Source organism: Cryobacterium sp. PH31-AA6 (genome assembly GCF_030063195.1).
GTDB lineage: Bacteria > Actinomycetota > Actinomycetes > Actinomycetales > Microbacteriaceae > Cryobacterium.
This window is the reverse complement of sequence record NZ_JASISS010000033.1, coordinates 1-14,032: the sequence shown is the minus strand read 5'-3', so window position 1 is coordinate 14,032 and position 14,032 is coordinate 1. Positions and strand designations below refer to the sequence as shown.

General features: G+C 69.4%; 12 protein-coding genes. 7 read left to right on the top strand and 5 right to left on the bottom strand.

All coding sequences use genetic code 11. The features are described from left to right. The first annotated feature begins 49 nt into the window (after positions 1 to 49). A complete protein-coding gene (locus QMG61_RS15775; RefSeq protein ID WP_283495292.1) occupies positions 50 to 1,630 on the top strand; it encodes an amino acid permease in 1,581 nt (526 codons plus the stop codon). A 42-nt stretch (positions 1,631 to 1,672) separates the two neighbouring features. Here the strand turns inward: QMG61_RS15775 and QMG61_RS15770 are convergent, their stop codons facing one another. Then, positions 1,673 to 2,275, bottom strand: a complete 603-nt coding sequence (locus QMG61_RS15770) for a TetR/AcrR family transcriptional regulator (RefSeq protein ID WP_283495291.1) — start codon at positions 2,273 to 2,275, stop codon at positions 1,673 to 1,675. 107 nt (positions 2,276 to 2,382) lie between these two features. Here QMG61_RS15770 and QMG61_RS15765 point away from each other — a divergent pair, with 107 nt between their 5' ends. Then, positions 2,383 to 4,854 carry a beta-glucosidase gene (locus tag QMG61_RS15765; protein WP_283495290.1) on the top strand — a complete coding sequence of 824 codons (2,472 nt, stop codon included), beginning with the start codon at positions 2,383 to 2,385 and terminating at the stop codon, positions 4,852 to 4,854. A gap of 84 nt (positions 4,855 to 4,938) precedes the next feature. Here QMG61_RS15765 and QMG61_RS15760 read toward each other — a convergent pair whose 3' ends face one another. Further along, the gene (locus QMG61_RS15760) at positions 4,939 to 6,228 is read right to left on the bottom strand and encodes an MFS transporter (RefSeq protein ID WP_283495289.1); all 1,290 of its coding nucleotides are present in this window, start codon (positions 6,226 to 6,228) and stop codon (positions 4,939 to 4,941) included. A 174-nt stretch (positions 6,229 to 6,402) separates the two neighbouring features. On the opposite strand from QMG61_RS15760, the gene purU reads away from it, so the two are divergent. After that, positions 6,403 to 7,275: a formyltetrahydrofolate deformylase gene (gene purU, locus QMG61_RS15755; RefSeq protein ID WP_283495288.1), complete on the top strand. Its 873-nt coding sequence runs from the start codon at positions 6,403 to 6,405 to the stop codon at positions 7,273 to 7,275. Between the two features lie 99 nt (positions 7,276 to 7,374). Next, positions 7,375 to 7,950: a YrdB family protein gene (locus QMG61_RS15750; protein ID WP_283495287.1), complete on the top strand. Its 576-nt coding sequence runs from the start codon at positions 7,375 to 7,377 to the stop codon at positions 7,948 to 7,950. A gap of 13 nt (positions 7,951 to 7,963) precedes the next feature. Here QMG61_RS15750 and QMG61_RS15745 read toward each other — a convergent pair whose 3' ends face one another. The 3 genes from QMG61_RS15745 to QMG61_RS15735 form a co-directional block, all read right to left on the bottom strand. Continuing rightward, a complete protein-coding gene (locus tag QMG61_RS15745) occupies positions 7,964 to 9,184 on the bottom strand; it encodes an MFS transporter (protein ID WP_283495286.1) in 1,221 nt (406 codons plus the stop codon). Between the two features lie 64 nt (positions 9,185 to 9,248). Beyond that, the gene (locus tag QMG61_RS15740; RefSeq protein WP_283495285.1) at positions 9,249 to 11,144 is read right to left on the bottom strand and encodes a heavy metal translocating P-type ATPase; all 1,896 of its coding nucleotides are present in this window, start codon (positions 11,142 to 11,144) and stop codon (positions 9,249 to 9,251) included. A 106-nt stretch (positions 11,145 to 11,250) separates the two neighbouring features. After that, positions 11,251 to 12,465, bottom strand: a complete 1,215-nt coding sequence (locus QMG61_RS15735; RefSeq protein WP_283495284.1) for an NADP-dependent isocitrate dehydrogenase — start codon at positions 12,463 to 12,465, stop codon at positions 11,251 to 11,253. Positions 12,466 to 12,621: 156 nt separating this feature from the next. Between QMG61_RS15735 and QMG61_RS15730 the strand changes: the two genes are divergently transcribed. The 3 genes from QMG61_RS15730 to QMG61_RS15720 all read left to right on the top strand — a co-directional run bounded on the left by QMG61_RS15730 (position 12,622) and on the right by QMG61_RS15720 (position 13,954). Further along, a complete protein-coding gene (locus tag QMG61_RS15730) occupies positions 12,622 to 13,074 on the top strand; it encodes a GNAT family N-acetyltransferase (protein ID WP_283495283.1) in 453 nt (150 codons plus the stop codon). A 23-nt stretch (positions 13,075 to 13,097) separates the two neighbouring features. Further along, on the top strand, positions 13,098 to 13,415 hold the full coding sequence (locus tag QMG61_RS15725) for an MGMT family protein (RefSeq protein ID WP_283495282.1): 318 nt from the start codon (positions 13,098 to 13,100) through the stop codon (positions 13,413 to 13,415). A gap of 98 nt (positions 13,416 to 13,513) precedes the next feature. Continuing rightward, entirely contained in the window at positions 13,514 to 13,954 is a 441-nt protein-coding gene (locus QMG61_RS15720; RefSeq protein WP_283495281.1) for a cytoplasmic protein, read from the top strand. Positions 13,955 to 14,032: the final 78 nt, after the last annotated feature.

Here is a 14,032-nt window from a genome sequence, read left to right as displayed (position 1 = left end):
AGCCCATGCGCGATAGTGTTGGCCCCTGACGGACAACGGAAGCGGCCCCATGACGAGCACCACCCACGGGCCCGAACGGCCTCCAGTCCAGCACGAGCCGGGGCACGGTGAACATCGGGAGCACCACGGTCTCCCCAAGGAGACCCCGCTCGAGCACATCTCGGATGCCGTCAGCATCCACGAGGACGACGGACTGCACAAGGGGCTCAAGGCGCGCCAGGTCCAGATGATCGCGATCGGCGGCGCGATCGGCACCGGCCTGTTCCTCGGCGCGGGCGGCCGGCTCGCCAGTTCGGGACCGTCCCTGGTCTTCGTCTACGCGATCTGCGGCTTCTTCGCTTTCCTCATCCTCCGCGCCCTCGGCGAGCTCGTGCTGCACCGTCCGACGAGTGGATCGTTCGTCTCCTATGCCCGCGAGTTCTTCGGAGAGAAGGCCGCGTTCGTGACGGGCTGGCTCTACTGGGTGAACTGGGTGATGACGGCGATCGTGGACGTCACCGCGGTGGCGCTCTACATGAACTTCTTCGCCAAGTACTGGGCTCCGTTCGGGGACGTGCCGCAGTGGCTGTACGCGCTGGCCGCGCTGGCCGTTGTGCTCTCGCTGAACCTGCTCTCGGTGAGCGTGTTCGGTGAGCTCGAATTCTGGTTCGCGCTGATCAAGGTCGTGGCCATCGTGTCCTTCCTCCTGGTCGGCACCTGGATGGTGCTCTTCGGCACGCCGCTGACGGGCCAGGAGGCCGGGTTCAGCCTGATCAACGACAACGGCGGCTGGTTCCCGAACGGGCTGCTCGCCTCCGTACTGGTCGTACAGGGCGTCGTCTTCGCCTACGCGTCGATTGAGCTGGTCGGCACCACGGCCGGCGAGACCGAGCACCCTGAGAAGGTCATGCCGAAGGCGATCAACACCGTCATCGTGCGAATCGCCGTCTTCTACGTCGGGTCGATCCTGTTGCTCTCGCTGCTGCTGCCCTACACGGCGTACAAGGCCGGGGAGAGCCCGTTCGTCACCTTCTTCGGCACGATCGGGGTCGGCGGCGTCGACGTGATCATGAATCTGGTGGTGCTCACCGCGGCGCTGTCCTCGCTGAACGCGGGTCTGTACTCGACCGGCCGCATCCTGAGGTCGATGTCGCTGGCGGGATCGGCACCGCGGTTCGCCGGCAAGGTCAGCCGGACCGGCGTGCCGTTCGGCGGCATCCTGCTCACCGGCGTGGTCACCCTGCTCGGCGTCGGCCTGAACGCGATCGTGCCGGACGAGGCGTTCGAGATTGTGCTCAACATGGCGGCGATCGGCATCATCAGCGCCTGGGGCATGATCGTGCTCTGCCAGCTTCGGCTGCAGGCGTGGGCGAAGAAGGGCATCCTGGAACGGCCGGCCTTCCGGATGTTCGGGGCCCCGTACACCGGTTACGCCAGCCTCGCCTTCCTCGTCGCAGTGCTCGTCCTGATGGCCTTCGACTGGCCGGTCGGCACGCTCACCATCAGTTCCCTCGTCCTGATCATCCCGGCGCTGATCGTCGGCTGGTACGCCTGTCGTGGGCGCATCCTCGAGATCGCGGCGGCCCGGAATGCCTTCACCGGTCCGACTCCGGCGGTCACCGACCCGACGGGGTCCGACGGGCAGGGCTAACCGCCGCGTCGCGGCGTCTCGTGCGGAGGAGCCGTTCCCCGCTCAGCTCGCCCGAGGGGGCCGCGCTTCGAGCACCAGGTCCATTGCCGTGTCGAAGACGCCGCTCATGTCGAGCGACTGGTCGTGGAGCCACTGCAGCTGCAGCCCGTCGCTGAGCGCGATCGCGATTCGCGCCACCGCTACGGGGTCCAGGTCCGGCCCGGCCGTTCCCGCACGCTGGCGGCGCCGCACCCCCTCGGCCAGACTGGCGACCAGTGCGCCGTATCGATCGCGGACAAAGGCGTGCGCGGGATGCTCGGGCGCCTCGGCCTCGATCACCACCTGCGAGTAGAGCTGCACCAGGCCAGGCACCGAGCCGTTGTGCTCGACGGTGCGACCAAGCTGAGTGAGTGAGTCGCCGTCCGCGGGGGTGTAGGCGGTACCGTCATGCGCGTCTCGCTCGCGGAGCACCTGGGCCATGAGGTCCTCGCGAGAGTCGAAGTAGTGCAGCACGCCCGCCTTGGTGAGGCCGACCGCATCCGCGATCTCCTGCAGCGTCGAGTTGCGGTAACCGTGCCTCGCCACCACGGCCAGCGCGGCGATGAGGATCTGGCGCCGCTTCGCCTCGCCCTTTGCATACCGACGGGCCGGAACCTCAGTGCTCATGGGCCCACGGTAGCAGCCACGGATAAAACTTACCATTGGTAGGTATTCCTGCTACGCTGCCGGAATGCCGCCGATGAGGGCGGTTCCGACCCCGTGAAGGTGAAGCGATGACCCACGACTCCGCAGATGAAACCGCCCGGCTGCACGAACTCCTCGGCCGCCTCGACCTCGAGGAGAAGGTGCTCCTGCTCACGGGGCGCGATTTCTGGAACACCTGGCCGCTCGAGAAGATCGGGTTGCGGCGCATCCTGGTCTCCGACGGACCCAGCGGGGTGCGTGGCGAGATCTGGGACGAGCGCTCGCCGTCGCTCAATCTGCCCTCGGCGACCGCACTCTCGTCTTCCTGGGACACGGCGATCGCGGCCCGTTACGGCGCGGCATCCGCCGTCGAAGCACGGCGCAAGAACGTCGACGTCGTGCTCGGCCCGACCATCAACCTGCACCGCTCGCCCCTCGGTGGGCGCCACTTCGAGGCCTTCAGCGAGGACCCGGTGCTCACCGCCGACCTCGCGGCAGCGTATGTGCGCGGGGTGCAGGAGAACGGCGTCGGCGCCACGCCCAAGCACTACGTCGCCAACGATTACGAGACCGAACGCTTCACGGCCAGCACCGAGGTGAGCGAACGAGCCCTGCGCGAGCTCTACCTCCTGGCCTTCGAGAAGTCGATCGTCGACTCGCGGGCCTGGCTCGTGATGAGCTCCTACAACCGGATCAACGGCGTCACGGCCACCGAGAATGACCTGCTGGAGACCCCCCTCAACTCGGAGTGGGGTTTCGACGGCGTCGTGATCAGCGACTGGACCGCCGTGCGCAGCGTGGAATCCGCGAAGGCGGCTCAGGACCTCGTCATGCCGGGGCCGGACGGGCCGTGGGGGCCGGCGCTCGTCGCCGTCGTGCGGGACGGCTCCATCGCCGAAGCGGATGTGGACCGCAAGGTCATCCGTCTGCTGCGCCTGGCCGCCCGGGTCGGCGCCCTGGCGGGTTTCGAGCCCGTGCAGGCGGCACCGGTGCTCGTCGAAGACGGCGTCGCCTTCGCCCGCACGGCGAGCGCGGCCGGCAGCGTGCTGTTGCAGAACGATGGCGGAATCCTTCCCCTGGCGACGGATGCGCTCACCCGGGTCGCCGTGATCGGCCACAACGCCCTCCACGACCGCACCCAGGGCGGCGGCAGCGCCACGGTGCTGCCCGAGAAGATCGTCACGCCGCTCGACGGCATCCGAGGCGCCCTTCCGAACTCCGTTGTCAGCTACTGCGTGGGCGCGGTCGTGCAGAAGGGCATCGCCCCGCTCAACCCGGCCGACATCGTCAATCCCTCGACCGGAGAGCCGGGCCTGCTCGTTCGTTTCCTCGATGCCGACGGCGGCGAACTCTTCCGGGAGGATCGCCTCGCCACCTCGCTGACCTATTTCGGCGGTGAAGCACCCATCGGCACCGCCGAACGGATCGAGCTGTCGACGATCTGGACCCCGGCGACGACCGGCGAGGTTGCTTTCGGCTTCTCCGCCGTCGGCCGCGGCCGAATCTACGCGAACGGAACCCTGCTGCGCGAAGACACCGGGCTGGCCATCGGCCTCGACCTGGGCGCCGCCCTGCCCACCCCGCCCTCGATCGCCGCGACCATCGCCGTGCGCACCGGAGAACCGGTGACGTTGCTGGTCGACTTCGATCTCCGTGGACGCGAGGCGGATTTCGTGGGCGTGTTCTCCATCCTGGTCGGGCTCGAGGCGGACGAGTCCGACCCCGACGGACTGATCGCCGAAGCCGTCGAGGCCGCCCGCGGCGCCGACGTGGCCATCGTGGTCGTCGGCACCAGTTCCCAGGTCGAGTCCGAAGGCTTCGACCGCACCAGCCTCGCCCTGCCCGGCCGGCAGGATGACCTCGTGCGGGCCGTCGCCGCCGTCAACCCGAACACCATCGTCGTCGTCAACGCGGGCTCCCCCGTTCTGCTGCCCTGGCGAGACGAGGTGGCGGCCATGCTGCTGACCTACTTCGGCGGTCAGGAATACGGCAACGCCCTCGCCGACGTGCTCTTCGGTGCCGTCGAACCGGGCGGCCGCCTACCCACCACCTGGCCGAAGACCGAGGCCGACGTTCCGGTGCGGGACGTGACGCCCAGGGACGGTGCCCTGCGCTACGACGAGGGCATCCACATCGGCTACCGCGCCTGGCTCAAGGCCGGCACCGAACCGGCCTACCCGTTCGGGTTCGGCCTCGGTTACACGAGCTGGAGCCTGGCCGACCTGGCGGTCCCCGCATCCCTCGCCGCCGCGGGCTCTGACGGGGCCAACATTACGGTGACCGTGACCAACACGGGCGACCGTGCCGGCAAACAGGTCGTGCAGGTGTATCTGAGTCGGCCCGAGACCGCAATCGACCGGCCGGTGCGCTGGCTGGCCGGATTCGCCGCCGTGGAACTGGCGGCCGGGGCCCAGGTGGACGTGAACATCAACGTTCCGCTGCGGGCCTTTGCGAATTGGGATGCCGGCTGGCAGTGCGAGGCGGGCCAGTTCACGGTGCACGTGGGCACTTCCGTGAGCGACACCCCCTTGACCGGCACGATCGAGCTCGTCGGCGCGTAGTCCGGACTGGAATCGAGCCGGCGGACCGCCGAGACGAAGGGTGCGAACCGTCGTGCCGCCGCCGGCTGGTCGGCTCGAGTCTGGTCAGGCCGGGCGGCGGCGCACGACCGCGTTGCTGGCGATGACCAGCACCAGCGCGAGCCCGAGGATGCCGATGTAGGCCACCGGCACCATGTCCATGCCCAGCGTGTTGAGCAGGGCAGCTCCGAGCAGGGCGCCGCCGCCGATGCCGGCGTTGAACGCGGTGGTGTAGATGGCGCTGGCGGTGTCGCGGATGCGCCGTGACGCGGTGCGCAACAGCCGCGTCTGCAGCAGCGGCGGCAGCAAGCCGAAGGCCAGCCCCCAGAGCACGAAGGCGGTGATGGCGACCGGCAGGGTGGCGGCGAAGATCGCCAGGACGCTGACGCTGAGCGCGGATACACCGATGCCGATGACCAGCCCGAGCTGGGGTCGGGGGCCGAACACCGTGCCGGCGAGCACGAGTCCGCCCGCGCCGGCGATGCCGTAGGCGAACAGGAGCGGTGCAACGGCCGAGCCGTCCACGCCCAGGGTGTCGATGAGGAACGGCGCGATGTAGGTGTAAAAGGTGTAATGCCCGACCATGGTCAGGCCGGTGATGATGCTGAGCAGGATCACGGCGCGCATGGTCGGATCCCGGCGGGGTTCGGCGGGGCCCGGTGCCGCCGGCGGCGCGGCCGCGGCGAGCGCGGCCGACTCGGCATCCGTGCGGCGGGCGCCGTAGTGCGAAACGGGAGGCAGGAACCGCCAGACGAGAAGCGCCCCGACGAGCATGAGGCCGGCGAGCAGCACGAACGAGAGCCGCCAACCGAGCAGGTGGCCCGCGGCCGTGGCGAGCGGCACGCCGAAGACGAAGGCGAGGGTTCCGCCAGACACCGTGATCGCGACGGCGCGGCCGATCTGTTCCTTGGGCACCAGGTGCGCGGCGTAGGCGCCGACCACGGCCCAGAACAGGCCGTGTGCCATGCCGCCGAGGATGCGGCCGCCGACCATGAAGGCGTAGTTCGGCGAGATCGCGGTGAGCACATTGCTCACGGCGAGCACGATCAGCACGAGCACGATCAGGCCGTGCCTGGGCAGTCGGCGGGTGAGATGGGCGAGCGAGGTGCTGGTGAGCACCACGGTGAAGGCGAACCAGGAGACGAGCAGCCCGACCTGGGCCTCGCTGACCCCGAGGCCACGACTCATGTCCGGCAGCAGGCCGGTCGGGAGCATTTCGGAGGTGACCGACAGGAAGACCGCGGCGGCGAGCGCGATCAGGCCGACCCACGGGAACGGGCCAGGGGCCTCGCCGGTGCGGTCCTCCCCGTCGGACGGGTCGGAGGAGGGCAGGTTGATGGGCGCGGTGAATGTCATGGTGACTGTTGCTCACAGACGGGAACAGGGGCGCCCGCCGCTCTCTCGCGGCGGGGCCGGTCCGGATTGACTGCGCGCCGACGTGCGCGCCCGGGGCCGACGTGCTGCGCCGACCAGGGTCCAGTGTACCCGACGTGCAATCCGGGTGGCCGGGGAGGCCGGTAGCCTAGTCGGATGACTTCCTCGTTGCCACCCCGCACACGTCACCACTGGGTGATCACCCTCGTCTGCGTCGACCAGCCGGGCATCGTGCACGCGGTCAGCGGCGCGATCGTTCGGGCAAGCGGCAATATCACGGAGAGCCAGCAGTTCACCAGCGCCGATACCGGCCGCTTCTTCATGCGTCTCCAGGTGGAGTGCCCGGCCCCGCGCGAGGAGCTCGAGGCCGAGCTCGCGCCGGTGGTGGAGCGGTACGCGATGGAATCGGTCATCGATGTCGTCGGGCGACCGGTGCGGACCCTCGTGCTCGCATCGACGGCGGGCAACTGCGTGAACGACCTGCTCTTCCGCCAGCGCGGCGGTCAGCTCCCGATCCAGGTTCCGCTGGTGCTGTCCAACCACGGGACCCTCCGCGACCTGGTCGGCTTCTCCGGCGTGCCGTTCGAGTCCCTGCCGATCACGGATGCCGCCAGCAAGGCCGCGTTCGAGGCGCGCGTGATGGAAGCAATCGAGGAACACGATATCGAACTGGTCGTGCTCGCCCGGTACATGCAGATCCTCTCCCCCGAACTCTGCGAGGTGCTCGAGGGCCGGGCCATCAACATCCACCACTCGTTCCTGCCCGGGTTCAAGGGCGCGAGCCCCTACAAGCAGGCGCATGCCCGTGGCGTGAAGCTCATTGGCGCGACCGCGCACTTCGTCACCGGCGACCTCGATGAGGGACCGATCATCGAACAGAACGTCGTGCGGGTCGACCACTCCCGCACCCCGGCCGAGCTGGTCTCGATCGGCCAGGACGAGGAAAGCCGCACCCTCACCCAGGCGGTGACCTGGTTCGCCGAGCACCGGGTGCTGCTCGACGGGGCCCGCACCATCATCTTCCGGTGACCCGGGATTCCGCGGGGCGACCGGTCTCGACAGGCTCGACCACCGGCGGCCGAGCCTGTCGCGGCGGCCGAGCCTGTCGCGGCGGCCGAGCCTGTCGCGGTGGTCGAGCCTGTCGCGGCGGCCGAGCCCGTCGCGGCGGCCGAGCCCGTCGCGGCGGCCGAGCCTGTCGCGGCGGCCGAGCCTGTCGCGGCGGCCGAGCCCGTCGCGGCGGTCGAGCCCGTCGCGGCGGCCGAGCCTGTCGCGGTGGTCGAGCCTGTCGCGGCGGTCGAGCCTGTCGCGGTGGTCGAGCCTGTCGAGACCCGGCGACTCGGTAGGATTGGGCCTGTGACAGACTCCCGCGCGCAGGTCGGCGCCAACGACATCCTGCGTTTTGTGCTCGAACTCTTCGCGTTCTTCAGCCTCGGATTCTGGGGCTTCGCGGCGTGGCCGCTCCCCTGGCCCGGCCTGCTGGTCGGCATCGCCGCCCCGGCGTTCGCGCTGCTGCTCTGGGCTCTCTTCCGCTCGCCCAAGGCCGTGTTCCGGCTGGACCCGTTCGGCAAGGCCGTCGTGGAGATCGCCGTGTTCGGCGCCGCGGCGCTCGCCTGGTGGGACCTCGGGCTGCCGCTGGTCGGCGTGATCTTCGCCGTCGTGGCGACCGTGAGCGGCGTGCTCACCGGCCGGTCCGAACTGCGCTGAACGCCCGGCCCGCTCAGGACCGCCGGGCCTCGCGCGGCATCCGGATCGCGTAGAGCGAGGTCGCGAGGAAGAACAACGCCCCGACCAGGAACGCCATCGGGTAGGACAGCTGGTCGGCGAGCAGCCCGGCGACCAGCGGTCCGATGATGGCCCCGAAGTCGGAGAACATCGAGAACACCGCGACCGGGCGTCCGCCGCCCGCCCCGGCCGCGTCGCCCACCGCGGCCGCCGGTGCGGTGCCCATGAACGCCGACGCGACGCCGTAGACGCAGAGCAGCCCGGTGAGCACGACGATGTTCGGCGCGAACGGCACCGCCATGATCGTCACGGCGGCGAGGGCGTACGCGCCGATGATGGCGGGACGGCGGCCGACCGTGTCGACGAATCGCGCTGCGGGGGCCAGCGCGATGGTCTGGGCGACGGCCGCGAAGGCGAAGGCGATCCCCGTCCACGCGCTCGGTCCCTTGAGCACTTCGACCACGAGCACGGGAATGAGCGCGTTGCGCACTCCGAACGAGGTCCAGCCCTGCGAGAAGTTGGCCAGGCAGGCCGCCCGGAACCGCGGGTCGCGCAGCACCGTGCGGAACGGGATTCGTGGCACCGCGGCACCGGTCTCGCCGGGCGCCGGGCGCCGGGCCGGTCCGAGGAGCAGCAGGCCGAGGATGCCGGCGACGGTCAGCGTGCCGGCGTAGAAGAAGAAGGGTGCGGTGAGTGAGATCGTCGCGAGCAGGCCACCCAGCGCGGGGCCGGCCATGCCGCCGAGGAGGAATCCGCCCTGGTAGAAGCCGATCGCGCGACCGCGGATGCCCGGGGAGGTCGAGCCGAGGAGCAGTGTCATTGCCGAGACGGTGAACATGGCGGAGCCGATGCCGCCGGCCCCGCGGAGCAGAAGTAGTTGCGGGTAGTTCTGGGCAACGCCGACGAGCCCGCTGGAGAGCGCGACGATCCCGATGCCGGTCGCGAGGACCGCCCGTTCCCCGGCCCAGTCGATCATCCGGCCGCAGAACGGGCTCGACACGAACCGCATCAGCGCGAACGCGGAGACGACCGCGCCGATCTCCAGGTTTCCGACGCCAAAGCTGCGCACGTAGACGGGAAGGACCGGCACGACCACGCCGAAACCGACCATCACGAAGAAGGCGATCACGCCGAGGACGAGCACCTCGCGGGACAGGCGCTCTTTCGGGGCCGCCCCGGGCCGGTTGGCTCCTGAACTGAGGCGGATTCGTCGCATCCTCTCAGGCTACGGCCTTCACCGGCGCGCCCGTGCCGAATCCCGGCGCCGCCGGTGGGTGACCTCAGCGCACGAGTGCGGAGGTCTCTGCGGGCACCCCCGACGACGACTGGGCCTTCACCGCGGCATCCCGTCGTCCGCCGATCGCCCGCAGGGCGTTGAGGATGGTGGCCAGGTCGACGAATTCCTGCAGCAGGGCGCCGACGGTGGCCGGAATGAACCCGACGGCGGCCAGGATCATCAGGGCGAGGCTCAGCGCGATTCCGAGCCAGATGCTCTGCAGCGCGATCCGGATCGTGTCCTGGCCGATGGCGACGGCACGGGCGGTGCGGGACAGGTCGTCGATCAGGATGACCACGTCGGCCGATTCGCTGGCCGCGGTCGCACCCCTGGCCCCCATGGCGATACCGACGTCGGCGACGGCGAGCACCGGCGCGTCGTTCACGCCGTCACCGACCATGATCACCGGGCGCCCGGTGAGGCCGCGCACCGCGTCGACCTTGTCGACGGGCAGGCAGTCGGCCTGCACGGTTTCGATTCCGACCAGCGCGGCGATGTGCTCGGCCGTCGGCCGCGCGTCCCCGGTGAGCATGACCGTCTCGGTGATGCCCAGGGCACGGAAGTCTGCCATCGTCTGGCGGGCGTTGCTGCGGAGACTGTCGCTGGCGACGATGCTGCCGGCGAACCGGCCGTCGACGGCGACGTAGATGGCGAGTTCGCCGCCCTCGAGGGTCGTGGCCGCGGCATCCGGTGCGCGGTCCCTGATGTAGGAGAGCTTGCCGACGGTGATCTCGGCCGAGCCGAGCCGAGCGATGACGCCGTGGGCGGGGACCTCGTGGGCGGTGTCGGTGGAGGTCAGGGCGAGCCCGCGGGCCCTGGCCGCTGCGATCACGGATGCCGCGAGCACGTGCGAGGAATACTGTTCGGCCGACGCGGCGAGCACCAGCAGTTCGTCCTCGCCGAAGCCCGGCTCGGGGATCACCCTGGCGATGGTCGGGGTGCCGTGGGTGAGCGTCCCGGTCTTGTCGAAGACGGCGGTTTTCGCCCGCGACAGTGTTTCGAGCACCCCGCCGCCCTTGACGATGATGCCGTTGCGAGCGGCGCGGCTCATCCCGCCCATGAAGGCGACGGGCGCGGAGATCAGCAGGGGGCACGGGGTGGCCACGACGAGCACCTCGGCGAAACGCGCCGGGTCGCCGCTGAAAAGCCAGGCGAGCCCGGCGATTGCGAGCGATACCGCGGTGAAGGGCACCGCGTACCGGTCGGCGAGGCGCACCACGGGCGCCTTGCTCGCCGCGGCCTCCTCGACCAGCGCGATGATCTGCTGGTACTGGCTGTTGGCCGCGGTCGCGGTGGCGCGAATGGTCGCCGCGGCCTGGCCGTTGATCGACCCACTGAGGATCGCGTCGCCCGCGGTGCGTTCGACCGGGAGGCTTTCCCCGGTGAGGGAGGACTCGTCGAAAGCGGCGCTCTCGGAGAGCAGCGCACCGTCGACGGGCACGATCTCGGCCGGGCGAACCAGGAGGTGGTCGCCGATGCGCACCTCCGTGGCCGGCACGTCCTCGACCTCCGTGAGGTCGGCCGTGTACCGGTGCGCGATCTGCGGTGCGCGCTTGAGCAGGGCGTCGAGTTCCCGCTTGGCGCGGTTCACCGCGAAGTCCTCCAGCGCCGCTCCGCCGGTGAGCATGAGCACGATGATCATCGTGGCGACATACTCGCCGACGAGCACGGTGGCGACGATCGCCGTGATGGCGAGGAAGTCGACGCCGAAGGTCCCCGCGCGCAGTTGCCGCACCATCCCGACCGCCTCGTAGGCGGCCACGGCGAGGCCGAACGCGCTGAACAGCCAGCGCACGGCGTCGGGCTGCCCGGTCAGGGCCAGTACCGCCCCGACCAGGCCGAGGGCGACCGTGGTGGCGACGAGCGGATAGCGCCGAACAGCGGCGAGAAGAGTCGACATGGTCATATTGTCACCCCGCCTCACGCACCGCGCCAGCAAGGAAAGGCTCGCCTCAACGCCGGAAGGCCCCGACCTGGTCGGGGCCTTCCGGCCTGTCTGGCGCGGATTACGCCAGGCGGGTCCGCAGGTTCTCCGCGATCGCCGCGAGGAATTCCTCGGTGGTCAGGTAGCCCTGATCCGGTCCGACCAGGAGCGCGAGGTCCTTGGTCATCTTGCCGCTCTCGACGGTCTTGATGACGACGTCCTCGAGGGTGTGCGAGAACTCGGCGAGCGCCGGGTTCGCGTCGAGCTTGGCCCGGTGCGCGAGGCCGCGGGTCCAGGCGTAGATTGACGCGATCGGGTTCGTCGAGGTGGGCTTGCCCTGCTGGTGCTGACGGTAGTGACGGGTCACGGTGCCGTGCGCGGCCTCTGCTTCGACGACCTTGCCGTCTGGGGTGGAGAGCACGCTGGTCATCAGGCCGAGGGAGCCGAAGCCCTGCGCAACGGTGTCGGACTGCACGTCGCCGTCGTAGTTCTTGCAGGCCCAGACGTAACCGCCCTCCCACTTCATCGCGGATGCGACCATGTCGTCGATGAGGCGGTGCTCGTAGGTGAGGCCGGCGGCGTCGTAACGCTCCTTGAATTCGGCGTCGAAGATCTCCTGGAAGATGTCCTTGAACCTGCCGTCGTAGGCCTTGAGGATGGTGTTCTTCGTGGAGAGGTACACCGGGTAGTTGCGCTCGAGGCCGTAGTTGAGCGAGGCACGGGCGAAGTCGATGATCGACTTGTCGAGGTTGTACATGCCCATGGCCACGCCGCTGCCCGGAGCCTGGAAGACCTCGAACTCCTGGGGTGCGCTGCCGTCCTTCGGGGTGAACGTCATGCTGAGCGTGCCTTCGCCCTCGAAGCGGAAGTTCGTCGCCTTGTACTGGTCGCCGAACGCGTGGCGGCCGATGATGATCGGCTTGTTCCAGCCGGGCACGAGGCGCGGGATGTTGGAGATGATGATGGGCTCGCGAAAAATGGTGCCGCCGAGGATGTTGCGGATCGTGCCGTTGGGCGACGCCCACATTTTCTTCAGGCCGAATTCCTCGACCCGGGCCTCATCGGGCGTGATCGTCGCGCACTTGACGCCGACGCCGTGCTTCTGGATGGCGCGGGCCGCGTCGACCGTGATCTGGTCGTCGGTCTCGTCGCGCTTCTGGATCGACAGGTCGTAGTACTCGAGGTCGATGTCGAGATACGGGTGGATCAGGGTGTCCTTGATCGCCTGCCAGATGATGCGGGTCATCTCGTCCCCGTCGAGCTCGACGACAGTGCCTTCAACCTTGATCTTCGCCAATGAAATCTCCTCAGAAAGTCGGGGGGCCCGGAATGGCCACCGCAATTCTACTAGAGGGACGCAACTATCTTGACATCGAGACAGTTGTCGGGCCGGCCGCGGAGTCGGCGCAAACCCCGACTACCGGCACCCCCGAGCGCACGTTAGCCTGTTGTCATGGGTGAACTACGACTGGAAGAACTGTCCGCGAACAACATTGTTGCGGCCAATACCCTGAGCCTGAAGCCGGGCCAGGAACAATACATCGCTCCGGTCTCCTATTCGGTCGCGGCCTCCGTGATCAACCCGGCGACCGCCTGGCAGCGCGTGGTGCTTCTCGACGGCGAGGTGGCCGGTTTCATCCACGGCAATTTCGACCCGGAGTCGAGCACCGAGGAATTCCGGGCCTGCATCTGGCGGATCAACGTGGACGCGGACGCGCAGGGCAAGGGCGTCGGCAAGTTCGCCGCAGACGCCCTCGCCGCGGAGGCCCGTAAGCGCGGCTTCGACCACATCACCGTCATCTGGGAGCCCGGTGCAGAGGGTCCGGAGTCGTTCTTCCACAAGATCGGCTTCAAGGACGTCGGCGAGACCGCCTACGGCGAGATCATCGGGGCGTTGCAGCTCTAACCCGCGCTCGTCACCCGATTCTCATGCGGCTCACCCCGGACAGCCCCTTCGTCACCGATGTACTGGATGTCGTCGAGTCAATCCCGGCCGGCCGGGTGATGACCTATGGCGATGTCGCCGCCGCGCTCGGTTCCCGTGCCGCGCGCGTCGTCGGCCAGGTGATGAGCCACTACGGGTCGGACTCGCCGTGGTGGCGGGTCATCCGTTCGGGCGGGCACCCGCCGCTCGAACATGAGGCGCGGGCCCTGGAGCATTACCGGGCCGAGGGCACGCCGCTGCTGGACGCCGTCGCGCCAGGATACCGGATTGACTACACCGCGGCGCGCTGGTCGCCGTCCTGACCCTCCCCCTCGCCGGTGCCGGGCCGGGAACCGCCAGGGCGGTCACGTCTCTGCCGCGAACCCTTGATCGGCGCCGGTCAACGGTGTTACGGTGCCACATGGACAGCGAAAAGAAAGTCACGGATCCGCTCGATCCGCTCGTCACCGACCCGGGCCTCTACCGGGTTCTCCTCGAAAACGAGCGTGTGCGCGTGCTCGAATTCCTCGACGCTCCCGGCGACGAGACCAACCCGCACGAGCACCCCGACAGCGTGATGATCACCCTCAGCTCCTACGCCAGGCGACTGTCGTCCGAGGGCCGCGAGCTTGACGTCGAGCTGCCCTCCGGCGAGACCCGCTGGCTTCCGGCCCAGGAGCACGCCGGCCTCAACATCGGCAAGACCGCGACGCACGCGATCTTCGTCGAGCTCAAGGAGGCGGCAGTGCGCGCCCCCGACCCCGGGTCCCACCCGCTTGGCCCGCTCGCTCCGCGGCCACTGACCGGAACCCCGCTGTCCGACGCCTCGAGCGATGAGGAGAAGGCCTGGGGGTTCGCCTGACCTGGCCGGTACCTCGCGGCCCGTCTTTGGGAAGCGGGCGCACGGTCTACCCCGCGCCCGCTTCTCGGGCACGAGCCG